The following is a 14,692-nucleotide window of genomic DNA, read 5'->3' as shown; positions in this document are numbered from 1 at the left end:
CTGTCAACGATTACGTAAGTCGCGCCGTTGGCCGAATACTGGATATCTGATTGAAAATCATATGATAAATTTCGTCACCTCGGCGGCCAAAAATGGCCTGACTGCAAACTGCCACCGGCGAGTTTTCCGGTCCAAGGATCATTGTAAATGGACAAGCGCAAGCTGCGTCACCGGTTAGAGCGGACCCTGCATTGGGTAATCGCGCCGGGGCTGGTGCTGGTCATCGGCATCGGCCTTTACGGCGACGCGCTGCCCTATGCGGCGGGGCGTGATGCTGCGTGGACCGTGACGGTTTACGGATTGCACAAGACCGCCGGACTGGCGATGCTGTATCTTGCCGTGGGTTTCGCACTGAGCATGAGGCCATGGCGGCGCAGGGCCGCTGCGACTGGCCGGATCAGTTGGGCAATGCCGCTTGGGCGTGCGGTATTCTGGGGGTTGCTTGTGGGTGCATTGGTCATTCCGCTGACGGGGCCGATCCTGCATGGAATGGGGCCAGGTTGGGGATACGCCCCGATCTGGTGGCCCTTTGGCGATCGCGTGCCGGGCGTTCCGGAAAGGTTCGCGACCGACCCCAATCTGCGCGCCCTTCACATTGCCAGTTGGTGGCTGTTTGCGGGGCTGGCGATTACCCATGTGGCCTTGGCCTGTCGGCGCTGGCTGATCCAATCCCAGGGAGCCACTGCGCGCCGGACGATCCGATGGCGGATGCCGGCCATTGCCTATCGGATCGCGCCTGTCATCGGGGCCGGTCTGTGGGTCGTGCTGGCGGCGTTGGTCTGGGGCAAGAATTAACTGAGTGATATCCGGTCCCATGGGGTCGATTGAGATGAGGAGGACGAGATGAGCATGTATCACGAAGCGCCCGTCAGCGCCGGCGAAAGCCGTGTCGCCGGGCCGACAGACAGCCCGCTGCGCGACGAAACCATCGCCGGGTTGTTGCAAGCGGCGATCGCTGCGTATGGCGACCGCGATGCGCTGATCTTTCGCGAACACGGCTTGCGGCTGAGCTATGCCGAATTCGGTCAGGCGGTGGACCGACTGGCCACGGGTCTGCTGGATCTGGGCATCGGTCCGGGCGACAGGGTCGGCATCTGGTCACCCAACCGGCCCGAATGGGTGCTGACGCAATTCGCCACAGCCCGGATCGGCGCGATCCTGGTCAACGTCAATCCCGCCTATCGCGTGGGCGAATTGGAATACGCGCTGCGTCATGTGGGCGTGCGTTGTCTGGTTCTGGCAGATCGGTTCAAGGCCTCGGACTATCTGGGCATGATCCGGCAAGTCGCGCCCGGGTTGGACAGCTGTCGTCCCGGCGCGCTGATGTCTGAACGCCTGCCCGATCTGCGTATTGTCATTCGCATGGGGGACGCCACCGATATTCCAGGCATTCTGAACTTTGCAAAAATTGCCGCGACACCCGCCGATCCGGCCCGTCTTGAACCGATCAGCAGCGCCCTGCGCCCGGATGATGCGATCAATATCCAGTTCACCTCGGGCACCACGGGGCTGCCCAAGGGCGCGACACTCAGTCATCGCAACATCGTCAATAACGGCCATTTTGTTACCCAAACCATGCGTTTCACGCATGAGGACCGGTTGTGCATTCCGGTGCCGCTATATCACTGCTTTGGCATGGTGATGGGGGTGCTTGGCTCGGTTTCCAAAGGTGCGGCGATGGTGTTTCCTGGTGAGGGGTTCGACCCCGAGCAGGTGTTGAAATCCGTCGCAGACGAATCCTGCACCGCGCTTTACGGCGTACCGACGATGTTTGCCTCCATGCTGGATTCCGACGACTTTGCCAAACACGATCTAAGAACTCTGCGCACCGGCATCATGGCAGGCGCACCCTGCCCGATCGAGATCATGAAGCGCGTGGTCGAACGCATGAATATGGATGAGGTCACGATTGCCTATGGCATGACCGAAACCTCGCCGGTGTCATTCCAATCCCATACCGATGATCCGATCGACAAGCGCGTGACCACAGTCGGTCGCATTCACCCTCACCTTGAGGTCAAGCTGACCGATGATGATGGCAATACCGTTCCGGTCGGCGCGACAGGCGAACTGTGCACCCGCGGCTATTCGGTGATGAAGGGCTATTGGAACGAGCCCGCAAAGACCGCCGATGCCATTGACGATGACGGCTGGATGCAGACAGGCGATCTGGCGACGATGGATGATCAGGGTTTCTGCAACATCGTCGGGCGGGTCAAGGACATGCTGATCCGGGGCGGCGAAAATATCTATCCGCGCGAGATTGAGGAATATCTGTTCCGCCATCCCTCGGTGCAACTGGTGCAGGTATTCGGCGTACCCGATGTCAAATATGGCGAAGAAGTCTGCGCTTGGATCGTGCTGAAACCGGGCGCAGATGCGGATGAGGCTGAAATCAGGGATTTCGCCAAGTCTCTGATGGCGCATTACAAAGTCCCGCGCTACGTACGGTTCAAACCCGAATTGCCGATGACGGTGACCGGCAAGGCGCAGAAATTCGTCATGCGCGACGCGATGATCGAGGAACTCGATCTGAAACCCGCCCCGACAGCGTGATATTGGTTAAGTCGTGTCCAGCCCAGGTTACGCCGCCGTCAGCCATCGACCGCCAACGCGATCGGACAACGCTGGCCTGCGAACGGCGGGGTGTTGCGTGAGGTTGGCCTAAGCCTCCCGCCAAGCCCCCCGACGGCCCCAAGGCGCTGGACCGCGCCATGCAACGCGCCGCCCAGCGCAAGGTCGTGGATGCAGGGCGGAAACGGCGCAAGCGGAAGGCCGGAGCCGCACCTCCGGAATAACCGATCACCGACCTGCCCGCCTTCTACGCCGAGATGGTGAACTCCAGCCGCTACCTGCCGGTCAGCGCGATCAGCAACACCATGCGCGACGTCATGCTGTCGCGCGGACTGGTCACTCCAGAGCGCCTCCGAATCCGCGGCGTGCGATGACCCTACATCGACAGATTATCCGCACCGGCGGCACCGGAATGAAGCGCGCGCTGGGCGTCCAGGCGGCGATGGAATGGGCCTTCCGAGTCGAGAAGGCTCAGCAGGAGCTGCCGCCGCCCCAGTACGTGACCGAGGAAGGCTTCGGCTTTGGCCTAGAATAGGTCCTCCTGCAGCGTGCCGCGCTGGGCTGCAAGATTTACGGGGGCCAGCGCAAGATCGGCGGTTGCACCCACGCGGACGCCGAGGTGATCGCCGCCACCATCGCCGGGATCCCGGACACCCTTGGCGGCAAGCGCATGGCGATCCGAGTGGCGGAGCTGGCGCGTGCGGGGCTGACCCCGGACTGGATGCCCGGCGCTGTCCCGCGCTGCGTGCCGGTTGAGACCAAGCGCAACCAGCATGGCGAGCGCGCCAGCACCATCATCGTCGGAACCGGACGCGCACTGACCCGCGGTAAGTGGCGCGCGATCGAGATACTGGCCTGTCCCGTCATCTGGCCGCCGCATGCTGAGCAGATCGAGGCCGCGCGCCGTGCCTATGACAACTGGTGGCAGGCGCTGGGCTGGGCCCGTGACGGGCTGATCGCAGGCGGCATGCTACGGGAGGTGGAAATGCCAGCGGCGATGCCCGAGGTGCGGCCGTGGAGAAAGTCCGTATGACAGAATTTACCCCTCGGCGTTCCGACGACGTTGGCCAGCTCGCACCAATGTCGGCAAGATTTCAGAGCCGTCCTGACGATGCCGCATTGCGCCTCGATCGCTTCGATGTCGCGGTATCGGCCTCGCCGATCGCAAGTTCGGAGCCACCGTCAAGGAGCAAGGCCGCCACGACGTCTCTTGCTGCAGCCACACCTGCCTCGGTTCGCAGGGTACATTCCCAAACCGTGGCGACCCGCCATGCGGTCTGCGACAGCGCCGATCTAACGGCCTCGTCCCGGGCGACATTCGCGTCGAATTTGTCCTTCCAAAAGTCCGGTCGCGTCAATGGGGTTGTCGTGTATCGGCAGCCCTGATGTCGATGCCAGAAGCAGCCATGGACGAAGATGACTGCCTTTTACTTTGGCATCACAATATCCGGCTTTCCGTGCACACCCTTGACGTGCAGACGGTATCGGAAGCCCAGCGCATGCAAGGATCGCCGAAGGACCAGTTCGGGCTTCGTGTCCTTCCCGCCTATCCCCGCCATCAAACGGGATCGGGTCCGACTGTCGACGCTGTCCGGCAATTGCCCCCTAGCTTCGGCTTGTTGACTTAGTATACTGCCAATGATCTGAATTCGAGTGGTTCCTGATTTGCCAGCCACGTTCGGGATTGTCGATCTGTTTGCCGGTCCTGGCGGGCTGGGAGAGGGCTTTACCTCGCTCGACGTCGGTGGCCACTCCCCATTTCACAACGGCATTTCGGTGGAAAAAGAGACCTCTACACACAAGACACTGACCTTGCGCGCTTTACTGCGGTCCTGCCGCGCACGGCACTGCACTTATGCCAGCCGGTGTTGTCTCCGCTTGTCGGAAACCGCTATTCGGTCACCCGCGTTTTTTCGTTCTTGAACAGAACAGTGCTTGTCGCAGTACGTCCAGCTTGCCATCATACATATCGACGACCTCCTCAAATGAAGCACTCTTGCGCCAACTGCATGGCGCTATTGGGAAAGCAGGCTGCACCCCGGCCGGAGCGCAGCCTGCGTTATTGATTATTGCAGAAGCACATCAAGCGGGACAGGCTCGCTGATTGTGAAGCTGTCGATCACGCCGGGCGTCCCGTTGGTGATTTCGACAATCTGCATCTCGGCCGTGTTCTGATGGTGAAGCTCATCGGAGAAGCTGCGCGGGCCGAAAATCGTCGGCTCATTGTCCATCTTTTCGAGTTCCGCCGTGACGGCAGAGGCCTCAACCGTGCCCGCCCGTTCCACGGCCTTGGCCCAGAGGTCGATCAGCAAATACCCGGGATAGGCATAGGTGCTGGCCGGCGCCGCGCCGGTTTCGGCTGCGAATGCATCGCGGAATGCGTTGACCGCAGGCCGTGTGTCATCCCCGTAAACCGACCCTTGAACCGGCACGATGAAGTTCGACAGGTCGGGGGCTGCATCCAGCCAATAGGAACCATCCACCGCCGACCCGTTCAGGATCAACGAGTTGATCCCCGCGGCGCGAATCTGGCGCACAGCGGAAGCCGCCCCGGGAATGTAGGAACAAAGCATGATGACATCGGGCTCCTCTTCCAGCCCCTTGATGCGCGTGATCTGGCTGGCGATGGAGGCGTCATTGTTCAGAAACGTGTCGCGGCCCACGATCTCGCCGCCGGCCTTTGGGAACATCCAGTCAAAGCCGGTGCAGATCCCCTTGTCGTATTCGATGGTGGTATCAAGAAGCACGTAGCCGGTCTTTGCATCACGGGCCTGCACGGACCATTCAGCAACGGTCGCGCCCTGAACCGCAGCCAGAATCGACGCGGAGAAGCTGTTCGGGCCGACGCCCTGAATCCCCGCCTTGATGTCTTCTGCACACAGGAAGAACGAGTTCAGACCCGCACTCTCGGCCGCAAGTGCTGAGGGAGCGCCAAAATCGTAGTCACAGGAAACAACCAGCATGTCCGCACCAGCATCGACCATTTCAAGGCCCGCACTGGCCGATTGCGCCTGATCGCTCTTGGTATCGGCCTCGATCCATTTGATCTGCTTGCCAAGAAGGCCGCCTGCTGCGTTGATCTCGTCGATCCGAATACGCGCGGCAGCGACCGCGGGTGAATCGTATGCTTCCACCCAACCGGACTTTGCAATCGCAAACCCGACCGTAATGTCATCGGCTATCGCGGGCGCGCCGAGGCTGATCGCAAGTATTGTTGCTGTAAGTAAGTGTTTCATTTGTTTCCTCCCAAAGTGGTGTTGATGTGACTTTATCCCGATCAGCGGGCACCGATCCGCAGTCGGAGTTCTTTTCCGCCGCTCAAACCCGCCGGACGCAGAATGAGCACGAAGATCATGATGAGACCGATGATGATTTCCTGGGCGCCCGTAGGCAGCGCATATGTCACCTCCCCGATCTCCATCCCGTGCTCCATGCGTACCAGCGCTTCGATGATGATCGACAGCGCAAGCACACCAACGACAGCGCCGGTCAGGCTGCCGATGCCCCCGACGACGAGCATCGCAAGGGTTATAAATGTCACGCCGAGGTAGAAGCTGTTGGGGTTCAGCACCCCCAGCGAATGCCCGAACAAGGCACCGGCCACACCCGCGAAAAAGGCGGATATCACCAATGAGATCAGACGGTGGCGATACATGTTGATGCCGCTTGCATCGGCTGCGACCTCGTCTTCGCGGCTGGCGCGCAGGGCAAGGCCGGAGGATGAGTTCGCATACCAGGCCGCCGCAAGGACAGCGACGCTGGCCCAGCCCAGAGTGACCCATTGATCCGCGTAGCGCGCCAGTCCGACGACCGACGACGTGGCCCCCGTCACGCCTTCCCAGCTTGAGTAGACGGTGTAGACGATGGCGAGAAAGGCGAAGGTCGCGATAGAAGCGGCGATGCCCGACAACCGCAGGATGGCGGCACCCGCCAACAGCGCAACGATGGAGGCAAGCAACCCCGATGCGATGGCCGCTGGCAGGACGGGCCATTCAGCCGTTGCCAGGAAGGGCCATAGATCCGGCAGGAACATGCCTTTCATCTGCGGTCTGAGCGTCAGCCACGCCGAGCAATAGGCGCCAATCGCCATGAACCCCACATGGCCAAAGCTGACGATGCCGGAGTTTCCGACGAAGATCCAAAGGCCGACGACGAACGTCACGCGGATCATGGTTTGCGCCGCCATGCGCGCAAGGGAATTGTCCCCCAGAAACGTGACAAGAAGCGTGAACACGACCAGAACGGCGATCAACAGAAACGGCGTGGACCATGCGCTGAGGCGCTTTTGCTTATTTGTGTGTGCCATGCGTTACACCCTCGGCTTTGATGATTTGGGCGCAAACAGCCCATCGGGCCTGAGCAGCAGGCTGACGATGACCAGCGTGTAGAGGAACGCATCGCGGAAAGGGCGGGCTTCAAGCGGAAGGAAGCCTTGCAGCATCACCGAAGCGGCACCGATCAGGAACCCCGCTGCGACGGCGCCGGGCAAGCTCCCTAGACCGCCGATCACCGTGGCGATGAAAGCAACCAGCATGATCTGTCCACCCATCCGGATGTCTGCAACGCCGGTTTGCGTCACCATGATCAGCGCGACCGCCGCAGCCAGCGCGCCCGACAGCGCGAAGGCACCGGTAATCACCACATTGGCGCGCACACCCAACAGACGCGCCATGGTGAAATTCTCTGCCGCCGCCCGCATCTCCAGCCCGAGCCGTGTGCGCTTAAGAAGCAAGGCCAGCGACACGACCACGAGCAAGGCCGTGAAAATCACGATGATCTGCAAAAGCGGGATCGAGGCGCCAGCCACGCTGATCGGCTGGTTCAGTTCTGGCCAGAGGCTGATCGCCTTGGGGCGGCTGCTGTAGACCAGCAAGAGGACATTCTGGATCACAAAACCCAGCGCGAAGGATGAGATCATCATCGCGACCGGTGTCGCATTGCGCATGTGCCGGAATACAAGGAACTCAGACGCGACGGCGATGATGGCCCCAATCGAAAGCATGATCGGGATCAGCAGGATCGCCGGGGCTTTGCCAAGGAACATGACAGCCACGGCATCCGTGGACGGCACGATCAATGCAAAAACGCAAAAGGCAATGTATTCGCCATGGGCGAAGTTCACCAGTTTCATCACGCCGAAAATCAGCGCGATCCCCAAAGCCGCCATCGCATAGATGCCGCCAAGACTGAGCGCGTCAAAAAGAAGCTGTGGAATTGCATTCATGTCGCGTCCTTTGACTTGTCCTGCCCGAAATACGCTTCCTTGAGCAGGTCGCTTTCCGCAAAGGTTGCCGCATCGCCGTCACCCATCACCTTACCGCCGCCCAATAGAACCATGCGCCCGCCGACACGGGCCGCGCGGGACGAGCTTTGCTCGACGATGATGAGGGTGAGGCCGCGTTCATTCTGCAAATTGACCAGCGTCTCATAGACCTGATCGACAATGTTCGGGGCCAGTCCAAGGGAGGGCTCATCCACCAGCATCAGCTTGGGGTTGGTCATCAATCCGCGCCCGATCGCCAGCATCTGTTGCTGCCCGCCCGACAACGCACCGGCGTTGGCATGGCGCCGCTCGCCAAGTATTGGGAAACTCTGGTAAACCTCGTCGATGTCGGTCTCGATGGCCTCGGTGTCGTGGCGGATACCGGTGCCGACGCGCAGGTTTTCCTCAACCGTGAGGGTTCCAAATATCTCCCGACCCTCGGGCACCATCGTCAACCCCAGACGGGCGATGGCCTCGGGCGACTGGCCGGTGAGCATGTCACCATCCACTTCGATACGCCCATGGGTCGTTGAAACCGCACCGCAGACCGCCTTGAGCAACGACGTCTTTCCAGCACCATTGGACCCGGAAATGAACAATCGCTCGCCCTCCTCGACGGTGAAGGAAACCTCTGTCAGCGCCGGCACCTTGCCGTAGCGAACCGAGACATCGAAAATACCCAGCTTCGACATCACGCGTCCTCCGTGTGTTCGGCGCCAAGATAGGCTTCACGCACCGCCCGGCTGCCAAGGATCGCATCCTTGTCGCCCTCTTCGATGATCATGCCCGCATCAAGGACATAGACATGGTTCGAGAGCGACAGGACCAGTCCGACGTTATGCTCGATCAGCAAGACACCGCATTGAAGTTCCTCCGCAATCCTCCGGATGATCTGCGCAAGGTCTTCGGCCTCAGCCTCGGACATCCCCGCCGCCGGTTCGTCCAGCAACAAAAAGTCCGGAGCGAGCATCAGGGCCCGCGCAATCCCGACGCGCCGCTCATCGGTGTAAGGCAGGCCGGCAGCTGGCAATTCAGCCAGATGCGCGGCCCCCATCCATGTCAGCAGGCGCAGAGCCTCCTCCTCGGACGCTTTGCGCGAATGGCCAAGGCCAACGCCGGTCACGGCCAGATTGTCCAGAACATCTAGGCCCGTGAACAACCGCCCCGCCTGAAAGGTCCGCGCAAGCCCGCGACGCCGGATATCGAAGGGCGCCTTGCCGCTGATCGACACGTCATCCAGCGTGGCAGTGCCCGAACTGGGCTCCTGAAAGCCTGTGATCACGTTTACACAAGTGGTTTTTCCAGCACCGTTCGGACCGATCAATCCGACGATCTCTGCCTTGCGGAGGGACAGCGTCACATCGTTCAGCGCCTTGAAGCCACCGAAAGCAACGCTGATTGACTTCAGTTCAAGTGACACATTCTTCCCCTTTGGTTCGTGCGTGACCATCCACGCTGATGGCCGCCGATCAATGGCGGCCATCGCCTTTGCAGGGTCGCTTCAGGACCAATGGGCCACGCTGCGGCGCTCGAAGCTCTCGCGGAACTGTTCGATTGTCTTCGGAAGAGGCTCGCCAGTTTCCCAATCGAGGATCACCGCATAGCGGCGGACAGCATCCATCGCATTGATTTCACCGTTGCGATACATCTGCGCGACCTTGTCGGGATCCATCCGCGCCCAGGCAACCCGATTGGCCCGGATGTGGGCCCGCAACTTTTCGGTCGCGGCCTCATCCACCTTGTATTCGCAAAGATCGGCGTCGATCTCCTCGACCACGACACCATAATCCAGTGCCGCCCTTTCCACCGACACGTAGTCATCAATGACATCCGTCATCACGTTGTCGGTCGACCGCTCAAGCGGATCGCCAAAGCCACCACCGCCAGCGGTCGGGCGCGCAAACTCATCGCCGGAATACATCGGGAAGTCTGAGAAGACAGAGCCGAGCCATTCCGAGGTGTCAGACCCCGCGCGCTTGATCGTCAAGCCATGAGGCATGGAAGGCAGACCGCCCTCAACGCCCCACACAACTGCCCGTTCACGATCACAGACATAGGACATCACCGACTTTTCGCTTTCCAGCAACAACGAGGTTTTCTGCACCCCCGTCCCGCCACGCCACTTGCCGGGGCCCGCGCTGTCCTGCTTGATCTGGAACTCCAGGGTGCGGGTCGGGTTGACCCGCTCGTTGCCCTCATTGGGCTGCGACATCAGCCCGGTGCCGAAACACGCGGTGGTGACATCGCTGCCATCCTTGCCCCGACGACCGCCCCAACCACCGGGTAGCCATTCATAGAACATGAAGGTCGCGTCTTCATCACGACGTTTGTCCGTGCCACCGGCCAGAAGATATTCCAGATTGAAAGCGCAGGCGATGGCCCGCTCCGGTATGATTTCCGACCACATCTCGAACACGGAGTTCATGATTTTCTCGAAGGGCATCAGGAAGCCTGTGACAGCCACCGGCCATTGTGCGCTTACTACCGAGTTTTCCGGGGCGTCGATGGAAATCACGCGGTAGAAACCACTGTTCAGAGGCAAGTCGGGGAAAAAGGTCTTCATTCCCGCAACAACGGCCGAGAACGTGGCCCCCGGCGCCGAATTGTACATCGACCCGATCGTCGGATGGCTTCCTTCGAAATCGTAGTGGATTTGGTCGCCCTTGATCGTCATCTTGATATGGATCGGGATCATCCCCTCGCCGCCGGACGGGTCGCGGTCGATGTAATCCACGGATTCCCACGTGCCGTCCGGCAGGGCCGCAATACGTTGACGCACGGCGCGCTCAACGTAGTCCTGGACCTCATTCATGCCCTGCATCACCTGTTCGCGGCCATACTTGCGGACCAGGCGCAGGATCTCACGCTCGGCCACCAGTGTCGCCTGTGCCTGCGAATGGATGTCACCGATGATCGAGGCAGGGTCTCGCGTGTTGTTTGCAATCAGATTCGCGACATCCGAGCAAAAGTCCCCGGCCCGGAACAGGCGCACGGGTGTGATGCGCACTGCTTCGCGGAACATGTCTTTGGCCGTTACGTCGAATGATCCCGGGACAGAGCCCCCCAGATCGGACCAGTGACCGTTGGACTGTGAAAAACCGATAAGCTCGTCTTCGTCAAAGATCGGACGCACCAGGCGCACATCGCTGAAGTGGGTGCCCCCTGCGTAGGGGTCGTTGATCGCATAGACGTCGCCCGGATACATATCGCCCTTGAAGACGCGAATGACATCCTTGCAGGTGAAGTGCAGCGTCCCGACGTGCACCGCGATATCCGCATTGCCCTGTGCGACCGAGTTGCCCTCGGCGTCATGCAACGCGTTGGAAAAGTCACGGTTGTAAATCACAAAGGAGTAGCATGTGCGCAGCATTTGCTCCGCCATCTGATCCACGGACGTGATAAACGAGTTCTTGAGAACTTCGAACGTGACAGGATCAAGCGTTTTCATATCAGTCATATCTTTACTCCTGAACGCGGATGAGGATGTTCTTGTAAGTGTCGACCTCGGCGGTCGTGTTCGGCGGGATCACGATGGTTGAATCGAACTGCTCGACAATTGCCGGACCTTCGAAGGTCGCGCCGGCGCTCAGGTTGTCGCGTTCAAAAACCATCGCAGGGAAGGCCTTGCCACCGAACCAAACGTCTCGCATGGCGTCTGTTGTGGGGGTGTTCTTTTCTATCTTGTGGGTTTGCAGCTCGGCCTTTGGCACCATCCCCGTGGCGGCAAGACCGACGCGGAAAATAGACACAGGCGCATCATCGCGACGATAGTTGAACTCGCGTTCGTGTTCGCTGTGGAACCCGTCGATCAGCACATCAATGTCGGTCACTTCTGAAGGTGCCGCCACCGCGAGGGATCGCCACTGTCCTTGATACATCATCTCGACCGTGCGCTGCATAAGGATGTCTTTGGGCACGACGCCCTCGTGACTTAAACGTTCGGCGGCAAGGGCCTCAAGGCGACTGAAAGCAGCCTCGATATCCGCAGGCTTGGTTGTGGCGGCAGCAGCCATGAAACTTTCGGAGAAGTCATGCTGGATATCCACAAGCAGGCAGCCCAAAGCAGATGTGACGCCCGGATTTGGGGGGACGATGACTGTTGGAATAGACAGCTCCCTTGCGATTGCAGCGCCGTGCAAGGCACCCGCGCCACCAAAGGCCACCAGGGCAAAGTCGCGCGGATCGTATCCACGGCTGATCGACAAGAGGCGCACAGCGTTCGCCATGTTCGCATTGGCGACGGCGACAACCGCTTCCGCAGCTTCGTGCAACTCCATGCCGAAAGGTTCCGCAACGGACTCCCTGACTGCGGTTTCCGCCAAATCGGGATCAAGCGTTATTTTCCCACCTGCAAGGGACGTGCCCAGACGGCCCAGAACAACGTTTGCGTCGGTGTTCGTCGCGACCTTGTTGCCGTTCTTGTAGCAGGCAGGCCCCGGGAAAGCGCCTGCGGACTGCGGGCCGTTGCGCAGCGAACCGCCCTCGTCTTTCCAGGCCAGCGACCCCCCGCCCGCGCCGATGGTCAACACTTCGATGGAGGGGAACCGGATCGGGTAGCCGTACTCGATATACCAGTCCTTGGTGACCCGCGACTTGCCTTCATAGACCAGCGAAACATCCGTGCTGGTGCCGCCCATGTCAAACCCGATGGAATTCTCAAATCCACAAAGGTTGCCGATGAAGCGGCTGGCAATAGCGCCCGCAGCAATGCCCGAACCCGCCAGACGCGCCGCGAAATCCTTGACGCTTGCCGGGGTCATCACGCCGCCGCCGGTGTGCAGCAAAAGCAGATCGCGTTCATAGCCACCGTCCGAGAGCTTGCCCTCAAGCCGCTCGACATAATCCACAACCGACGGCGACACGGCGGCGTTGGCCATCGTGGTGGAGAACCGCTCATGCTCGAAAATCTCCGGCAGAACCTGGGAGGAGACCGACACGGGAATATCCGGCATCACGCTCAGGAGAATTTCGCGCATCCGCTCTTCGTTGGCGCCGTTCGTGTAGGAGTTCATGAAGCAAATCGCTACGGACGCCACGTTGCGCTTCTTCAGGATATGGGCGACGCTCAATGCGCCTTCTTCGTCCAACGGCTCCAGAACGGTGCCGTCCGCATCGACACATTCCTTGACTACAAGCCGGTCGCGGCGCGGGATATAGGGCTTGGCCACATCTTTATATGTGTCCCACAGGTCTTCCTTGTTCGCGCGGCGGATCTCGACGACATCGCGGAACCCCTCGGTGCAGATCATGGCCGTCCGCGCCAGATTGCGCGTGATCAGGGCATTCGTCGCCACGGTGGTGCCGTGTGAGAACATGGACACCGTGCTCAGATCAATGCCGCCTTGCTCTATCCCATTGAGAATGGCCTGCATCGGATCATCGGGCGTTGACGATGTTTTCTCGATGCGAATGGCGCCGGTGGTTTCATCCATGATGCAGACGTCCGTAAAGGTTCCGCCGACATCGACAGCTACTCTGGTGTTTTTCATTCTGTCATCCTTCAAAAGACAATAGGGCAACGGGCTGGCGCCAGCTCGTGCTGCGCCAATTCAGGTTTCTCGATACTGTTCAGGTATTTAGGGCCGTGCAGTCCCTTGTTTCTGCTGCCCGGCCTTGCGGGTGTCCGTTGGCGTGCAGCCAAAACGGGCGCGGTATGCCTTGTTGAATTGAGATTGATCCGAAAAGCCCCAGCGGTGGGCAATTTCGGCAATCGTGGTGGAGCTTCCGACGCTCAGATCTTCGCGCGCCCTGATCAGCCGCTTTTCACGAATGAACCCGGAAACCGTTTTGTCTGCATCCGAAAACAGCTGCTGCAAATAGCGCTGCGATAGGTTGCAAGCTTCCGCAACCAGACTGGAACACAGGTCCTCCTCGCCCAGATTGTTGCGGATGAATTGTTCGGCGCGATGCAGGTGGGCCGCCCGAATGGACGACTTGTTGCTGTCGAGGACGCGATCGTCGTTGCGGATGGCAAGACATAGCAAGTCAAGGATATGCGCCCCAGCAGCGACGCGCGCCGCTTCGTCCAGAAAATCCACGTGCTGCGCTGTTGTCTGCACCACATCGAGGAAGAAATTCGCAACACCTTCGGTGCCGTCAAAACTGAGCGCCCCCAGCCGGTCAGTGGAGCCGATGCGCGCGCGCACATTTTCGGACGAGACCTTCAGAACCAGCAGCTCATTTTTGTCTTTGTGCCAGAACTCATAGGGCAAATCACCTCGCTCGACCAGAAACTGTCCGGGTGAGCACGTTGCCTGCCGCGCGTTCTGACTAAAGCCAACCTTGGTCATACGCGGGATGGTGATCAGCAGGCTGCTGTCAACTTCATTGAGAAAATGGCGCTTGTGCCGTTTGTACAGAATCCCGTCGCACCGCATTTGTGACAGACCGATGGCGCCAAGACTCCATGTCGCCAGGTCACCCGCAAAGGACTCTTCGTCAGACATCAGCGTCTCAAGAGGAAAGAAAGTGTCGGACACAGAAGCCTGCCATTGCGCAGCAGTCATCAGCGCTTTTTTAGCTTTTGCATCAGACGTCATGCCGTACCCTCTCCCACGAACTGGTCCCCCCAAACAGGATTTGTGTTTCGGCGACGTTATCATGGTCCTCGCGTGTCACTTTGGAAAAAAACGCACAAAATCTTGTGCACACACCCGCTCGGACAGAAGCGGCGGGGGCGGGCTGGGAAACAGCTTTCGAGTGAACAACTAAAAATAGTGCCCTAACGTCATATTCTTTCCGTTTGTTCTCGTTGCTATCCGTGTGAGACGTTTCAGAACGATACTCGCGCGGCCATGTAGAGCACGCGATTGTGCCAAGTCTTATACGAAACCGCCGAGAATCATGAGCGTAGAT

At 59.9% G+C, this 14,692-nt stretch carries 11 protein-coding genes and 1 pseudogene; 3 read left to right on the top strand and 9 right to left on the bottom strand.

Going from position 1 to position 14,692, the window contains the following annotated elements; genetic code table 11:
* The first annotated feature begins 147 nt into the window (after positions 1–147).
* The 3 genes and pseudogenes from CUV01_RS13095 (at position 148) to CUV01_RS13080 (ending at position 3,607) form a co-directional block, all read left to right on the top strand.
* The gene (locus tag CUV01_RS13095) at positions 148–795 is read left to right on the top strand and encodes a cytochrome b/b6 domain-containing protein (protein ID WP_101460866.1); all 648 of its coding nucleotides are present in this window, start codon (positions 148–150) and stop codon (positions 793–795) included.
* 48 nt (positions 796–843) lie between these two features.
* The gene (locus CUV01_RS13090) at positions 844–2,556 is read left to right on the top strand and encodes an AMP-binding protein (RefSeq protein WP_101460865.1); all 1,713 of its coding nucleotides are present in this window, start codon (positions 844–846) and stop codon (positions 2,554–2,556) included.
* A gap of 388 nt (positions 2,557–2,944) precedes the next feature.
* A pseudogene (locus tag CUV01_RS13080) lies at positions 2,945–3,607 on the top strand (hypothetical protein).
* A 394-nt stretch (positions 3,608–4,001) separates the two neighbouring features.
* On the opposite strand, the gene CUV01_RS20315 reads toward CUV01_RS13080, so the two are convergent.
* From CUV01_RS20315 to CUV01_RS13030, 9 genes are all read right to left on the bottom strand, one after another.
* Complete coding sequence (locus tag CUV01_RS20315; RefSeq protein ID WP_338418351.1) at positions 4,002–4,133, bottom strand: hypothetical protein; 132 nt, start codon at positions 4,131–4,133, stop codon at positions 4,002–4,004.
* A gap of 507 nt (positions 4,134–4,640) precedes the next feature.
* Complete coding sequence (locus tag CUV01_RS13065) at positions 4,641–5,810, bottom strand: ABC transporter substrate-binding protein (RefSeq protein ID WP_101460864.1); 1,170 nt, start codon at positions 5,808–5,810, stop codon at positions 4,641–4,643.
* Between the two features lie 41 nt (positions 5,811–5,851).
* Positions 5,852–6,826 carry a branched-chain amino acid ABC transporter permease gene (locus tag CUV01_RS13060; RefSeq protein ID WP_232962230.1) on the bottom strand — a complete coding sequence of 325 codons (975 nt, stop codon included), beginning with the start codon at positions 6,824–6,826 and terminating at the stop codon, positions 5,852–5,854.
* A gap of 57 nt (positions 6,827–6,883) precedes the next feature.
* The gene (locus CUV01_RS13055; RefSeq protein WP_101460862.1) at positions 6,884–7,798 is read right to left on the bottom strand and encodes a branched-chain amino acid ABC transporter permease; all 915 of its coding nucleotides are present in this window, start codon (positions 7,796–7,798) and stop codon (positions 6,884–6,886) included.
* Positions 7,795–8,529 (bottom strand): ABC transporter ATP-binding protein, encoded by a 735-nt coding sequence (locus CUV01_RS13050; protein ID WP_101460861.1) that lies wholly within the window; start codon positions 8,527–8,529, stop codon positions 7,795–7,797. Before CUV01_RS13050 ends, CUV01_RS13055 begins: the two co-directional genes overlap by 4 nt.
* Complete coding sequence (locus CUV01_RS13045; protein WP_101462079.1) at positions 8,529–9,257, bottom strand: ABC transporter ATP-binding protein; 729 nt, start codon at positions 9,255–9,257, stop codon at positions 8,529–8,531. The genes CUV01_RS13050 and CUV01_RS13045 overlap by 1 nt, the downstream gene beginning before the upstream one ends.
* 81 nt (positions 9,258–9,338) lie before the next feature.
* On the bottom strand, positions 9,339–11,285 hold the full coding sequence (locus CUV01_RS13040) for a hydantoinase B/oxoprolinase family protein (RefSeq protein WP_232962228.1): 1,947 nt from the start codon (positions 11,283–11,285) through the stop codon (positions 9,339–9,341).
* Between the two features lie 13 nt (positions 11,286–11,298).
* The gene (locus tag CUV01_RS13035; RefSeq protein ID WP_101460859.1) at positions 11,299–13,326 is read right to left on the bottom strand and encodes a hydantoinase/oxoprolinase family protein; all 2,028 of its coding nucleotides are present in this window, start codon (positions 13,324–13,326) and stop codon (positions 11,299–11,301) included.
* An 87-nt stretch (positions 13,327–13,413) separates the two neighbouring features.
* Positions 13,414–14,376: a helix-turn-helix domain-containing protein gene (locus tag CUV01_RS13030; RefSeq protein WP_101460858.1), complete on the bottom strand. Its 963-nt coding sequence runs from the start codon at positions 14,374–14,376 to the stop codon at positions 13,414–13,416.
* Positions 14,377–14,692: the final 316 nt, after the last annotated feature.

The sequence above is a fragment of the Paracoccus tegillarcae genome (genome assembly GCF_002847305.1).
GTDB lineage: Bacteria > Pseudomonadota > Alphaproteobacteria > Rhodobacterales > Rhodobacteraceae > Paracoccus > Paracoccus tegillarcae.
This window is presented reverse-complemented; position numbering and strand designations above follow the sequence as displayed.

What these genes read in the sequence shown, in the direction of transcription:
- CUV01_RS13030 (WP_101460858.1), bottom strand. Translation starts at nt 14,376, where the DNA reads ATGACGTCTGATGCAAAAGCTAAAAAAGCGCTGATGACTGCTGCGCAA.
- CUV01_RS13095 (WP_101460866.1), top strand. Translation starts at nt 148, where the DNA reads ATGGACAAGCGCAAGCTGCGTCACCGGTTAGAGCGGACCCTGCATTGG.
- CUV01_RS13065 (WP_101460864.1), bottom strand. Translation starts at nt 5,810, where the DNA reads ATGAAACACTTACTTACAGCAACAATACTTGCGATCAGCCTCGGCGCG.
- CUV01_RS13055 (WP_101460862.1), bottom strand. Translation starts at nt 7,798, where the DNA reads ATGAATGCAATTCCACAGCTTCTTTTTGACGCGCTCAGTCTTGGCGGC.
- CUV01_RS13035 (WP_101460859.1), bottom strand. Translation starts at nt 13,326, where the DNA reads ATGAAAAACACCAGAGTAGCTGTCGATGTCGGCGGAACCTTTACGGAC.
- CUV01_RS13040 (WP_232962228.1), bottom strand. Translation starts at nt 11,285, where the DNA reads ATGAAAACGCTTGATCCTGTCACGTTCGAAGTTCTCAAGAACTCGTTT.
- CUV01_RS13050 (WP_101460861.1), bottom strand. Translation starts at nt 8,529, where the DNA reads ATGTCGAAGCTGGGTATTTTCGATGTCTCGGTTCGCTACGGCAAGGTG.
- CUV01_RS13090 (WP_101460865.1), top strand. Translation starts at nt 844, where the DNA reads ATGAGCATGTATCACGAAGCGCCCGTCAGCGCCGGCGAAAGCCGTGTC.
- CUV01_RS20315 (WP_338418351.1), bottom strand. Translation starts at nt 4,133, where the DNA reads ATGGCGGGGATAGGCGGGAAGGACACGAAGCCCGAACTGGTCCTTCGG.